We start from the raw sequence: 13,907 nt of genomic DNA, 5'->3' as shown, positions 1-13,907 counted from the left end.
AAAACGCATTAGCTTTTGAGTTGTCTGGCTTGATACTTTTCTGATTTGAATCCGCCATTTCTTCGTTTCATCTTTACCTCTACGGATCTAGCCTTGTTGGAAACATCGTAACGGATAGCCTGCTTCAGGTAAGCATCATTTAGTCTAGACTCTCTCGCCTCGAGTTTTATTGTTTTCGAAGAACGATTCACGTGACAACGATAATCCCAGTCGTTGTTACCATCTTTTAACGCCAGAAGTATTTGTTTTCCGGCTAGCCCTTTTGTATTGATTCCACGTGGTTGTTTATCAATGGCAAGCGCTAGACCTGCCGTACAGAGTTGTTCATTGGTCAATGTGGTTGCACTTACGGTAGTAGGAAGAAGAACGCTAAAGCAAACGATGAGGATATGATGGATAGACAGCTTCATTATATTTAACCTAAAAATATGATAAGGCCACACATAATAGTATGCCATACTGTATAATTCAATAAAAAAGCCCTCGGTTAGCCAAGGGCTTAGACATCTATCAAAAATGCTTATGCTTTACGACGTGCTTCAACAGCGTCTGCCAGTTCACGAAGTACATTTTCAGTATCTTCCCAACCGATACACGCATCAGTAATCGACTGACCATAAGTTGGCGCAACTCCATCTACTAAATCTTGGCGGCCTTCAACTAGGTGAGACTCAATCATTACACCAAAGATAGCGTCTTCACCGTTAGCCATCTGCTGAGCTACATCGCTAGCAACGACTTTTTGACGTTGGAATTGCTTTGAGCTATTCGCATGACTAAAGTCAATCATAACTTTTGCAGGTAGGGCATTCGCTGTCAGCTCATCTTTGATCGCTTTTACATGATCAGCACTATAGTTTGGCTCTTTACCACCGCGCAAAATAATATGGCAGTCAGGGTTACCAGCGGTTTCAATAATCGCCGAATGACCGTATTTGGTTACAGACAAGAAATGGTGAGAAGCGCTAGCAGAGCGAATCGCATCAGACGCAATCTTGATGTTACCGTCAGTACCGTTTTTAAATCCTACAGGGCAAGAAATACCAGAAGACAGTTCGCGGTGAACTTGAGACTCAGTTGTACGTGCACCAATCGCACCCCAGCTAATAAGGTCAGCAACATATTGCGGGCTGATCATATCAAGGAATTCACTCGCCGTTGGCATGCCCATATCAGTCAAGTCCAGGAGTAGCTTACGACCCATACGCAAGCCATCGTTAATCTTGAATGTGTCGTTTAAGTAAGGGTCATTAATGAGGCCTTTCCAACCTACTGTTGTGCGTGGCTTCTCAAAGTAAACGCGCATTACGATTTCTAGTCTGTCACCAAGTTCGTCACGCAGTACTTTTAGTCGTTTGCCGTACTCAATCGCCGCTTCAGTGTCATGAATAGAGCATGGACCGACGATCACTAGCAGACGGTCATCGTCGCCTTGAAGGATATTGTGGATTGCTTTACGTGCGTTAAACGTTGTTGAAGAAGCAACTTCTGTCGCTGGAAACTTCTCTAAAACAGCAACTGGTGGTAATAGTTCTTTTACTTTATTAATTCGTACATCATCAGTTTGAAACATTGCTTACTTCTTCCTATTCTTTTAAATCTACATCTTTGATACACGACCGCATTCCATTTTGTGACTTATGTCGTGCTCTTTCCTTGTAACTTATCTGCTTCGAACAATAAGTTCAATCACTATTTAAATAAAAAGGCAAATTAATTACTCGTTTTTAAAATTAGACACAGTGTAAATATATTAATACAGCTATTTTTGAATAATAATCATACAGTTAATTAATATTGTCAGAAAAACATCCATTGGGCTGATAGATCTACATCACTAATCTACGACTCAACAAACGCTCTGTTATTGGTAGTGTGATATTTTTTATAGCTCAAATTACTCAACTAATATTTAATAAAACGGAATTCACCTAAACAAGAAGCGTCGTTCCTAGTGCCTGTTTTTTCACCACCTACTCTGCCACCTAAGTATTATCGAGATAACTTCATACGTTTGTTGTTGCATGTTGAGTCTATCTACTCTGATTTATTGAAACAGAGTGAACGACATTGGATTGAATCGTTTCACACTCTTAGTGAAAACGCACAATGCCTTGTTATTCGGTTAATGACTCGCAAGGGGATTTGGTTTAGAGACGATAAACTGAACTATCCCGAGATCGGCTGTCTCGATTCACCTATATTAGAACTCATAGAGTATGGTTTTATAAGTACAGAGCCACCGACAAGTTCATTTGAACTCGCTTCCACGTTGTTATCAAAACCTGAGATTCTCGCTTTTTATTCAGGTCTAAAACGTACCGCTAAAAAGAACGAACTGATAGAACAGTTACATCACAAACAGCCTAATCATGTTCCGAAACTTCCGTTCACTGTCGTCAGACTGTTGGACGATGAGGTGTTACCCCTTCTTTGTTTACTATTCTTTGGAAATCGGCACCAAGAGTTTGCACAATTCGTTTTAGAGAACTTAGGAATTCATAAGTTCGAGAACTATGAAGTGTCTAAGGCAACTAGGTTGTTCAATAATAGAGCGGAAATAGACTCAACTCTTGAAATTACAGATCTAAGGATAGCGTACACAGAACTCACAAAGCCTTGTTCTAAGCTCATAAGGCAATTTGCTGACTTGCTCCCATCTGCAAACGGAAAGTACGCCACTAGACAATTAGACAAACTCACTAATTTAATCGCAAGAGATCTAGAACGACATGGCGACCTCGACCTCGCTTTGCGCTTGTTCGAGTCCTCCCGACTTCCGCCCTCGAGGGAGCGACAAGTTCGTATACTTATTCATCAAGAAAGATTCGAGGCAGCCATTAAACTTGCACTAACAATGATTAAAAACCCTCTAAGCATTGATGAGCAAGAAGTCGGAGAACGACTAAAAGCTAAACTCGACAGGAAATTAAAGACAACTCTTGAGAAGACGGTCAAACCTAGTTTTCCAGAACGTAGGTTCAATCTTGACTTATCTCATGAGCGTGTTGAGTTAGTTGTTTGCAATAAGTTATCTGATCTAGGATGGGAGGTTTTCTATTTAGAGAATCAGTTTCTCAACACTATGTTTGGCTTGGTATTTTGGGACATTATTTTTGCCCCTGTCGAAGGCGCTTTTATCAATCCATACCAACGCCAACCGCTCGATTTATATCATCCGTCATTTACTGAAAGGCGAAAATACGCAATCGAGCAAAGACTATCCGAAGTTAAACAAACTGGTATTAAACCGTACCTAAGCATTCTAGAAACCAAAAGAGATATTCAGAACCCATTCATTGTTTGGGACCTAGTGGATACCGAATGGTTAGAGTTGGCAATGACATCCATTGACTATGAGCAATTAGCAGATTTGTTCGCTGTTCTTCTCTCAGACCTAAGAGCATATCGCAATGGTATGCCTGATCTAGTCGCGTTTGAAGGCAACGAATGGTTATGGTGCGAGGTAAAGGGACCTGGTGACAAACTTCAGAACAATCAAAAACGTTGGTTTAAACAGATGGAGAGATTAAATATTAATTATGAAGTGTGTTACGTCAATCATGACTGAGTTAGTGGCAAGCAAAAAAAAACCAGCAATGATGCTGGTTTTTTTGAAATTCGACTTAGAAGTGTAAGTGAATCACAGATGTCGCAATGCACGCTGGGCGACGGATTCCTTCTATTTCTACGCGTATTTCACGCTCTATCTCAAGACCTTTCTTGAACGGTGTAACTTTGACCAAGGTACTCTTAGCACGAAGGTTACTACCTACCTTAACTGGATATGGGAACCTTACTTGGTTCAACCCGATATTTACCATCATCTTCGCAGTCGGAAATAGAGGTTTATCTGGGTCAACACTATCTGTTAGTGCTGGCAACAAAGACAGAGTTAAGAAACCATGTGCGATAGTGGTCTTAAATGGTGATTCTTGTTCTGCTCTTTCTGGATCAGTGTGGATCCACTGGTTATCTTCAGTAATTGATCCAAATTGATTGATTCGTTCTTGACCTACGTGAATCCAGTTACCTTCATGAATCACAGTGCCAATTTTGTCTTGCAGTTCGTCAAATAGTGCCTGTGCTGCGGGCTTGAGCACAATTTCTGGTTCGACCTGTACTACATGTGGTTCATTTACTGCAGGCTTGTGATAGTCTCTGACCCATGCTAAAAAATTGCTATGGTTTGTCTTGTCGACAAACTCAGTCCAATATTCGCGAATAGTGGGCGACATCCATTGCATAAGCTCAGACTGATGCTTAACCGAATCAGCTCTTTGTTTAAACAATTTTACAACTTTCATCTTGACCTCAAATCTCAGTTCATAAGAACTAACCTTACTATTTTGAAGCATGTCCCTTCATCACGCAAACTTTTTCGAGCGAACACGCGTATTCTGAACGCTGTTTTATTGATAAATTTCAATATCTTAGCAATAAAAAACATTATTTTATTTAGCAGTAAAACTCGCTGAATATCCTCTTTTAGTAAAACAATCTTCTTGGAATCACACACATAACGAGCATCATGAGTAAATCGACATCACTTTGACTACATTTAACGCAGTCAGTGCTCCAAAGGGAATTTTCTTCTTTACAGCCCTTTCCTATGATTCTATTATTAGCGCCACAAAACGGAGAGATGGCTGAGTGGTTGAAAGCACCGGTCTTGAAAACCGGCATACGTTAATAGCGTATCTAGGGTTCAAATCCCTATCTCTCCGCCACATTCTAAAGCCTCGCTAAATGCGAGGCTTTTTTCTTTATTCTACAATCCTCTATGCAATTCAAACTTGCAATCTCCTATGAAAAGAAACTAAGGTTCAGTAAGTTATATTAGCCATAGGGACAAAAGGAACGTGAACTCTACTCTAGAAACAATACTCAACCACCGTTCTATTCGAAAATTTAAGCAGCAACCTATCGATAAGGATATTCTAGACACTATTTTTAAAGCTGGAATTGCCGCATCATCATCTAGCCTATTGCAAGTCGTCTCTATTATCAGGGTCACAGAGAAAGATAAGCGCAACAAACTGGTGGAACTTTCTGGCAATCAACCTTATGTGGCTCAAGCCGCTGAATTTCTCGTTTTCTGTATAGACTATCAGCGACACCAAGAGTTAAACCCAAACGTGAAAGTTGACTACACAGAGTTAGGTTTAATCGGTGCTATTGATGCCGGAATAATGGCACAGAACTGTTTAGTGGCGGCCGAGTCACTAGAGTTAGGCGGCGTCTATATCGGAGGCCTGAGAAATAAAGCGGCTGAAGTTGATGAGTTGTTAGGTTTGCCCCCGCACTCTGCGGTTCTTTTTGGGATGTGTTTAGGATATCCAGACCAAATCCCAGAGGTAAAACCACGCTTGCCTCTTGACGTCATTGTGCATGAAAATGAATACCATCAGCTAGATAAAAATGCGGTTGCACAATACGATGATGTGATGCTTTCCTATTACGCACATCGATCAACAAACCAAAAAAGCAGTACGTGGTCTTCACAAGTTACTAGTAAGCTAGAAGGTGAATCTCGACCTCATATGCTCGGTTACCTAAACAGTAAAGGTTTGTTCAAACGCTAATTTCTACAGTAAGAACTCATGACTTAACCTCTTTCTAATCATGAGTTCTTTCGTACAAAGTAATTCACTCTTTCGGGATCACTACTGTAAAACGGGCGCCACCAATGTGGCTTTCATCTACAGATACACTCCATCCTAAGTTTCTGCTTGCCTGAGCGACAATAGCTAACCCTAGACCGAATCCGCCATTGTTATGATTTCGCGAAGAGTCCAAGCGCGAGAAGGCGATAAATACTTCCTCTCGCTTTTCAATAGGGATGCCAGGACCATTATCTTCTACGTCCAAAGTCCAACATGAGTGGTACTCTCTCAGGGTGACATTGACTACCCCGCCACCGTAACGAAGTGCATTTTTAAGTAAGTTATCAATGACCAATTTGGACAAGCACTTAGAAGCCAAATACCTATCATCTAGGATGTTTGAATCTTTGATAAACTGAATTTGCTTAGTATCAGCGATAACATCGATACGTTTTTCAACTAGTTCAGAAACGGAAAATGCCTCGCGAGCGATTGGTAGTTCACCGTACCGACCGTTAGTAAGCCTCGATAACTTAAGAATATCACTGGTTAAATGGGAAATGTCTTCAATATAACTGTCTATGTCGTTAAAGAGTGTTTGTTTGTCCTTTGTATCCTCTCTTCTGAGTAAATCACTGGCCATTTGAATTCTAGTTAGGGGCGTTCGGATTTCATGAGGAATAGCCTGAGAAAACACCAGCGACTCTTTTACTCTTAGTTCGATATCATCAGCCATATCGTTAAAACTATGAGCGAGTTCTTTTATCGGTGAAATATGGAACACCTCAGAGCGAACACTAAGGTCACCTTGTCCAAATTTTGTCTGCACAGCTAGTAGTTTGTTAATGCGCTTGTTGACTCTGTGCAACGGCAAGTAAATTAATCCTGCTAAAGCGATGCTCAATGTCACGAATAAGGCAAAAAAGAACTGGTTATCGCTGTCTTCATACCATTGAGCGTCAGCACTAAACGGGTCTTCGGTTTCTATAAAGAATAGTTGCTTGTTGGTACGTGGTATTGGAAAAGCGGCTACGAATAACTGGTTATTTTTTATATAAACATCAATGCCATCTCTTCGTTTGAATAGTTCACAATCTGAACAGACGTCTGTAATGGAAATAGCACTGTCCGATAGCATCAATTTGTAGTCGTAATACAGCAAAGAGGACGTGGTGTTGAGCTTATGATAAAATCCGTGCCTCTCATATTGACTATCGATATAATCTTGAACGTAAGAATTACCATTGTCGATAAAAGAGCCAATATCCTCGTGTCTTAATAAAACGTTCGTGACATTGATAAAGATGAAGAAGGTTAATACTAACCCTACTAGACTTTCTATATACAAGCACGTAAACATGTTTTTCGGCTGAGACTTAATTTTCATCGTTAAGCCTTAACCAGTCTGTATCCTTGGTTTCGAACTGTTTTGATAATTGCGTCATATATTTCAGCTTGAATCAGCTTTTTCCTTAAGCCTGATATTCGCATATCGATCGAACGGTTGTAGGAACTGTACTCAATCCCTCTTACAACTCGACAACAATGCTCTCTAGAAACTGTTTTTCCCTTATTTTCAATAAGTAACTGAAGAATTTCAAACTCAGAGTTAGTAAGGTTTAAAGGTTTCTGTTCATAGTATGCAGTCTGGTTCTCACTATTAACGACGATTCCATACGCATCTGATATATATAGTGTTTTTTCAGCTTGTTGGTCAGGTTTATAACGGCGCATTAACGCTTCAATACGAGCAACAAGAATATGGCCTCTCACTGGTTTTGTTATATAGTCGTCGGCCCCTAGCTTGAATAGCGATACCTCACTCATTTCATCTTCTGCTGCCGTAACTACCATAATCATTCCAGAATAAAATGCGCGCGCTTCTCGACAAATATCCACCCCTGACTTTCCTGGTAACATTAAATCTAATATCACTATATCGGGTTTAAGAGAATCGATTTTGTTCAGAGCTATTGATCCGTCTTCAATCCAGTTCACGGTATAGCCTTCTGCCTCCAAGAACATTTTGGTTAAATTTCCAATATGCATGTCATCTTCGATAAGCAAAATATTGCAATCCATAACTCCCCCTTAAAACGTAAACGCGCCGGAGTATATTGAAACTTGAGCATTTCTCAATGCCAATATAAAAAAACATAAAAAAGTTTAGTATCACGGATTTTACAACGGCCTTGCTTACATTAGCTTACTCCCCCCAAATATACGGTACGTAACACCGTTTAGATTAATACTTTAGTGGTATCAAATTACTCACAGAACCGAAAGATTACATTTAATGACTAAATGTGACTAAATAATTATTGAACTCATACTTACAAACACCTTAATTGAGCACTGTAACTCCATTTTTACACCTAGATTTCTGCTCTGTATTTATTACTATCGCGCACAATTCAGAGGCTAGGTTCACGTTTTAGAACTGCCCCACTTCGTTTATAAGCATTAACGTATTTCTAATAATGTTGAGCTTGTAAAGGTTATCGTTAGAAATCATTAGGAAATAAAATGCATTTGATTAAGTTGCTAAGCTTGAGCGCAATGACACTAGCTATTGCTTCAGGCTGTAAGTCAGACAGCGATTCAAGTAATCCAACTTCACCCCCTCCAACAATTCCAACATCGAAGACCGTGAGCAACATATCAATTAGTCAAGTTAGTAAGTCACTTCCACCAGAGCTCAACATCGCAACCAATGCTGGTTTTAACCTCTACGTTTCGGTAACTCCATCAGGCACAGCGACGACGCAATTGAGATCGTCAGGTATAAATAATGGTGCTATACATATCATCGCGTATTTTGATGAATCAAAATATCCAGATACTGTAGAAAAGGAGAAGCATAGAACAATCGTCAACTATAAAGTTGAGCGAGCAACCAAGATTCTTCAACATCTGATGTCCAACGTCCCTAACTCACAGTATGGAGAGAATAAATCGTCAATCGCTGCACTCATGGCTCAACGAGAAGCCACATTGATAATGACGGAAAACGATGAGCAAAACCAAATGATGCTCACCAAACTCTTTGTCAGCGAAGCGTTTCGTCAAAACAAAATAGATGATTGGGTATCAAAAGTTCCTTCTGCACCAAGTGTCCTTGATACAACATCAGAATCTAATTTCTTGAACTCTCTAATACCGCTAGCGTCGTCTGATGAGGATCTCTTAGATAATATTATTACTTCGATCTTAACCGGCGTACAACAAAGTCCCGATAGCCCCAAGTGGCTCATCAACAGCCAATCATTAATGTTCAGAGAGTTAACACTTGAAGGTGACTGCCACTATATGAGTAACTTCGCAAACTATTGCGAAAACTTAGGTAAACATGCAGATAGAGACGCAGGGTTTGAAGAAATACTTCACTTGTTTCAAGCACAAGGTATCGCTCCTAATCCGACGTTTTATGTGTTTCAACAACAGATTCAACAACGAGCGCTCTCACTCTATACCGATCACAAAAACGGCCAGTATTCACCATGGCAACCAAGCAACAGAAGTTGGCAAGATTGGAAAAATGACGACATAGACCCAGCTATCGGACCAAGTTATTCTCATGAGTACTTTGCGGCTGCGTTCGAAGCTTACATGGGCATGTGGGAGCACAAGAGCGAAGGTTTAGATAACTACCAAGCTGTAACTCGCTCTCAAATGCGTTCTATTGATACCGAGTCAGCCTTTTGGATAGAAAACATGTTCCACGACTACTTACAATACACCGCAAATATCGATTCCAACGGTGTCAAGACGTATTACAACCACCGATTTCCGCAAGGGGGCTTAACCCCGACGTTCAATATGTCGAAAAGCACTCATCCACCTCTCGAACCGTATACCTTTAAATCTCGCTGGCTAGTTAACGCAAAAATCGTAGGTGATGCAACGATTAACCTTAATGCCAACGACCAGGACAATCGTATTGAAGGTAATAATAAAGACAATGTGGTAGATGGTAAGGGTGGCAATGACGTCTATATTATTGATGAGGACTTTGCTAACTGCGTTATCACAGAGCAGAAATACGCAGTTGCAGTGCAATGTTCAAACACAGGAACAGATACCCTAGCGAATTTCGAGGCTATTCAGTTTAAAGATCGCACATACTCCCTCGTGCAATAACTCCTGCTCTAGGAAGCAACCTTATTGGCTTGCTTCCTATCAATCTAAGTTACTTTCCAATATTTTCATAGCATTGGGTTTTGCTAAGCCGAACCCTTGAAACAATGACACTCCATGCAGTTGACAGCGCGTTAATGTGTCTTGATTTTCAATGCCCTCTGCTACAGTAGTTGCGCCTATTTTATTCGCAATGGTTACCGCTTCAGAAATTTTCTCATCACACAATAAGACGCTTCTATCAATTTTTAGATAGTCAGCTTTAATTTCTAGTGCGCGATCTTTAGTGGAATAGTCTGTCCCATAATCATCAAGTGCCGTCTGCACACCAAATTTCGCGAGTTTGCCCTTACCCATGACAATAGCGCGGATGTCAGATTCTTTAAACTCGGTAATTTCAAACACTATTTGTGATGGTACTGCACCAAATTCACCTATTCGTGTCATGAAACGTTCAACGGCAAGAGGTTCATTTGCAAGCAGCTCGAACACACACGGAGAGACGTTTAGGAATAACTTTCGTCTTCTAAAACGAGAACAAGAAAAGTTATGCAGGTGTAACTTACAACATAGAATAGTACAGACAACATTTATCTCTACTTGTCGCTCTAAATCAGCAAAGTAACGCGCCGGTTCCAGTTTCTGACCAGAGATGTGCTTTATCCGAGCTAGCCCCTCAAGTGCAACAAGTTCTAATTGTTGGTTGAAAATCGGTTGGAACACACTAGTAAATTGAATGTCTTGATACACACCAGTGGCAAAGCCATCTGGTTGTATTTTTAGCAGCTTTTGCACCGTGTCATATTGATTAGAATATATATTGCCAATGTCCATATTACGCAAACAGTCCTTTCTTTGCGGGTTGCAGCACGAATTATCGGCGCAATAGTACCAAACCCCTGTTGTGAGATACGTAATACCATGTAAGCAAGGCTCTTTTTTGAGTCTAGTATTGGAATTGAGGCAGAAACAATGCAGAAAGATAAGATCAAAAAAGAGCCGCCTAGGCGACTCTTTTATCAGGGCTTGGATTAAAAGCTAATTAACCTTCTTTACCAAATACGTTGTTCTCTTGCTCTTGTACACGGATGAAAGTCGTACGCTTAGTTAGCTCTTTCAGTTTCGCTGCGCCTACGTATGTACAAGTTGAACGAACGCCACCAAGAATGTCTTGGATTGTGTTGTTTACGTCACCACGGTAAGGCAGAAGAACCGTCTTACCTTCAGCGGCACGGTAGTTAGCAACACCACCAGAGTGTTTGTCCATAGCAGACTGAGAAGACATGCCGTAGAACTTCATGAATTGCTTACCATCTTGCTCGATGACTTCGCCACCAGATTGCTCATGACCAGCTAACATACCACCTAGCATTACGAAGTCTGCACCGCCACCGAAAGCTTTAGCAACATCACCCGCACACGCACAACCACCATCACCAATAATCATGCCACCTAGACCGTGTGCCGCGTCAGCACACTCGATGATTGCAGAAAGCTGTGGGTAGCCAACGCCAGTCTTAACACGTGTAGTACATACTGAACCAGGACCGATACCTACCTTAACGATATCCGCGCCAGCTAGAATCAGCTCTTCACACATATCGCCAGTTACTACGTTACCTGCTGAAATCGTTTTCGTTGGGAATTCAGCTCGTACTTTTTGTACAAACTCAACTAGGTGCTCTGAATACCCGTTCGCAATATCGATACAAATGAATTCTAGATCTTCGCTTAATGCTAAGATTTCTTTTGTTTTCTCGAAATCACGCTCAGACGTGCCCGTTGATACGAATACTTTGTTCAATGTTTCTTTTGTTGCACCAGCAACAAACTCAGCCCACTGCTCTACTGTGTAATGCTTATGCATCGCAGTCATTACACCGTGTTGTGCTAGCGCTGTAGCCATTTCAAAACTACCAACAGAATCCATGTTAGCTGCAATTACTGGTGTACCAGACCATTGACGACCACTGTGCTTGAATGTAAAATCGCGGGTTAAATTTACTTGAGAACGACTTTTCAGTGTTGAACGCTTAGGGCGAAACAGTACATCTTTAAAGCCTAACTTAAGTTCTTGTTCGATACGCATTGTGTAAATTCCTTGATTTATATAGTACATGTTCCAGTGGGCATATGACTAAGCATAGTGCGTTGGCTCTCCGTTGGCAGACGGTTTACCTTTCTTCGGACACAAAAAAACCGGAGCGTTGGCAGACGCTCCGGTTTTCAGCATTATAGGTCGCGAAAATAATCTCGCAAGACTGATATTTTAATTTTTTTTGTGTTACTATTCCGACAAGTTGCAAATCCGCTGATTATCAATCCTATCTTAACGAAATAAAATCTCTCCAACCCTCTGATATAACAGAAAAAACCCACGTTATTTACATAAACAAGCTTACTTTAGCACTCGACGCAAACGTTTTTGCACTGTGCAAATATCGAGCTCTCAACACCTGAATGTACATTTATTAACCAATTTTTGTGGTTATTCTTGTTATCTATTAGCTCATTTTTACCGATTGATTCGGAAAAAAACCGCTATTTTATATAACCTCTGAACTGTTCAAATCAAAAGTCATTGTTCTTATCGCCATCACGAATACTTCAAACGCTTAAGATGAAACATAATTGTCATGATTTCGAACTAATCGAATTTGTGGGAGTAAATCAGAAGCTAGCATGCCTACTTCTCCATGTTCCTTTGACTCCTGGTCAGCCGCAAGGCTGTGAATCAAAGTGCCAAGAGTTGCAGACTGCATGTTGTTTTTTCCCTGTCCTAATAGAGCTAAGATTGTTCCAGTCAATAAATCACCCATTCCACCACTGGACATCCCTGGGTTTCCTGCATGACAGACAACCATTGACTGACCATCATAAATCAGTGTTCCTGCACCTTTCAGTACCACTACTCCACCGTAAGTTTTTTGTAATGCTCTAATTGCCTGAAAACGGTCCTTCTCTATATCACTTATACGACAGTTTAATAATTGTGCGGCCTCACCTGGATGAGGTGTGATGATATGGTTCTTCAAGACAGCTGTGTCGCTTTGTATCTGGTTAAGCCAATATAGGCCATCTGCATCAATGACGACTGGAAGATCCAACGACATCGCCAACTTCAGTGTTTGGTCAAAAACTCTAGCGGACCAAGCTGTTCGTCCTAACCCCACTCCAATTGCGATGGCGGAGCTCCAATTTACGCGCTCAGTCAATGATTGGGTGGTGCACGCATCAATCATCGCCTCTGGTAGCAACGTTCTTATTGGTGTGACACTCGCTTCGTGGGTTAAGACGGCGCAAAGCCCACCTCCTGCTCTCAAACAAGCCGCAGAAGCCAGATAAGCCGCCCCACTCATTCCATTGTTTGCACCAACCACTAGCAACTTTCCATGCGTTCCTTTGTGAGAATCTTTTGCTCTTTGCGGAAGATAACTCATCCAATGATTGTTGGTTAATACGACGTTTGCTTTATTCTGTTGAGCAAACTCCCTATCTACCCCTAATCCAGCAAAATGCAGGTGTCCTGTAAATGCTCTAGCTCGACCCGTAACTAACCCTTGTTTGACGCCGATAAAAGTCACGGTTCTATCAGCTTTGATCGCGTTTCCCAAAACAACACCGGTATCAGTATCAAGTCCAGAAGGAGTATCTATCGAGATGATTGGCTTAGAAGACTGGTTTAAACGATCAAACACATGAGAATAGAAAGGACGTACTTCACCTGAAATACCTGTCCCTAATAAAGCATCAATAATAACGTCAATGTCATCCGCAACCACATTTTCCGGCGAATCAATAACGCCACCAGCGGCTAGAAATTCATCTCTAGCTCGCAATGCGTCACCTTTAAGTGCGCTTGAATCGCCGATTTGCCAAACCGTAACGTCATAACCTGCACAAAGACTTAGTTTAGCGACGATATACCCATCGCCGCCATTGTTACCCTTACCGCAGCAAACTAGCAGTTTTCGAGTCTCTGAATAGTAAGTTTGTATAAGTTCAAATACTGACGCACCAGCCTGCTGCATTAAGGTATACATTTCTATACCCAATTGTTGAGCTACGATCTTCTCTCCTTCGCGAACTTGTTGCGAAGTGAAGAGCGATTCAGGCAAGGATGTTATATTTTGGTTCGAAGAGATCATTGTGTGCTCCCGTTTA

Annotated in this window: 11 protein-coding genes and 1 tRNA gene; 4 read left to right on the top strand and 8 right to left on the bottom strand. The window is 41.2% G+C overall.

Annotated elements, in window-relative coordinates:
- Nucleotides 1-8: 8 nt before the first annotated feature.
- Both VME0621_RS01190 and aroG read right to left on the bottom strand, forming a co-directional pair.
- Nucleotides 9-410, bottom strand: a complete 402-nt coding sequence (locus VME0621_RS01190) for a hypothetical protein (protein WP_082795548.1) — start codon at nt 408-410, stop codon at nt 9-11.
- Between the two features lie 110 nt (nt 411-520).
- Entirely contained in the window at nt 521-1,573 is a 1,053-nt protein-coding gene (gene aroG, locus VME0621_RS01185; protein ID WP_062461497.1) for a 3-deoxy-7-phosphoheptulonate synthase AroG, read from the bottom strand.
- Nucleotides 1,574-1,954: 381 nt separating this feature from the next.
- On the opposite strand from aroG, the gene VME0621_RS01180 reads away from it, so the two are divergent.
- Nucleotides 1,955-3,571 carry a VRR-NUC domain-containing protein gene (locus VME0621_RS01180; protein WP_065311642.1) on the top strand — a complete coding sequence of 539 codons (1,617 nt, stop codon included), beginning with the start codon at nt 1,955-1,957 and terminating at the stop codon, nt 3,569-3,571.
- Nucleotides 3,572-3,626: 55 nt separating this feature from the next.
- Here VME0621_RS01180 and VME0621_RS01175 read toward each other — a convergent pair whose 3' ends face one another.
- Nucleotides 3,627-4,307: a MaoC family dehydratase gene (locus tag VME0621_RS01175; RefSeq protein WP_062461491.1), complete on the bottom strand. Its 681-nt coding sequence runs from the start codon at nt 4,305-4,307 to the stop codon at nt 3,627-3,629.
- 332 nt (nt 4,308-4,639) lie between these two features.
- On the opposite strand from VME0621_RS01175, the gene VME0621_RS01170 reads away from it, so the two are divergent.
- Nucleotides 4,640-4,730 (top strand) — tRNA-Ser (locus VME0621_RS01170).
- 132 nt (nt 4,731-4,862) lie between these two features.
- Nucleotides 4,863-5,585: an oxygen-insensitive NADPH nitroreductase gene (nfsA, locus tag VME0621_RS01165; RefSeq protein WP_062461488.1), complete on the top strand. Its 723-nt coding sequence runs from the start codon at nt 4,863-4,865 to the stop codon at nt 5,583-5,585.
- Nucleotides 5,586-5,649: 64 nt separating this feature from the next.
- On the opposite strand, the gene VME0621_RS01160 is transcribed toward nfsA, so the two are convergent.
- Nucleotides 5,650-6,993 carry a sensor histidine kinase gene (locus VME0621_RS01160; RefSeq protein ID WP_062461485.1) on the bottom strand — a complete coding sequence of 448 codons (1,344 nt, stop codon included), beginning with the start codon at nt 6,991-6,993 and terminating at the stop codon, nt 5,650-5,652.
- A 2-nt stretch (nt 6,994-6,995) separates the two neighbouring features.
- The gene (locus VME0621_RS01155; RefSeq protein WP_062461482.1) at nt 6,996-7,688 is read right to left on the bottom strand and encodes a response regulator transcription factor; all 693 of its coding nucleotides are present in this window, start codon (nt 7,686-7,688) and stop codon (nt 6,996-6,998) included.
- A gap of 444 nt (nt 7,689-8,132) precedes the next feature.
- Between VME0621_RS01155 and VME0621_RS01150 the strand changes: the two genes are divergently transcribed.
- On the top strand, nt 8,133-9,746 hold the full coding sequence (locus tag VME0621_RS01150) for a hypothetical protein (protein WP_062461479.1): 1,614 nt from the start codon (nt 8,133-8,135) through the stop codon (nt 9,744-9,746).
- Nucleotides 9,747-9,785: 39 nt separating this feature from the next.
- Here VME0621_RS01150 and VME0621_RS01145 read toward each other — a convergent pair whose 3' ends face one another.
- The 3 genes from VME0621_RS01145 to VME0621_RS01135 form a co-directional block, all read right to left on the bottom strand.
- Nucleotides 9,786-10,577 carry an EAL domain-containing protein gene (locus VME0621_RS01145; RefSeq protein WP_062461476.1) on the bottom strand — a complete coding sequence of 264 codons (792 nt, stop codon included), beginning with the start codon at nt 10,575-10,577 and terminating at the stop codon, nt 9,786-9,788.
- 208 nt (nt 10,578-10,785) lie between these two features.
- Entirely contained in the window at nt 10,786-11,832 is a 1,047-nt protein-coding gene (locus VME0621_RS01140) for a GMP reductase (RefSeq protein ID WP_062461473.1), read from the bottom strand.
- A gap of 526 nt (nt 11,833-12,358) precedes the next feature.
- Nucleotides 12,359-13,891, bottom strand: a complete 1,533-nt coding sequence (locus VME0621_RS01135; protein ID WP_062461470.1) for a bifunctional ADP-dependent NAD(P)H-hydrate dehydratase/NAD(P)H-hydrate epimerase — start codon at nt 13,889-13,891, stop codon at nt 12,359-12,361.
- Nucleotides 13,892-13,907: the final 16 nt, after the last annotated feature.

The organism is Vibrio mediterranei (genome assembly GCF_900088415.1).
GTDB classification, from domain to species: Bacteria; Pseudomonadota; Gammaproteobacteria; order Enterobacterales; family Vibrionaceae; genus Vibrio; species Vibrio mediterranei.
Note: the sequence above shows the minus strand (reverse complement) of the source record. Positions and strands in the feature narration are given on the sequence as shown.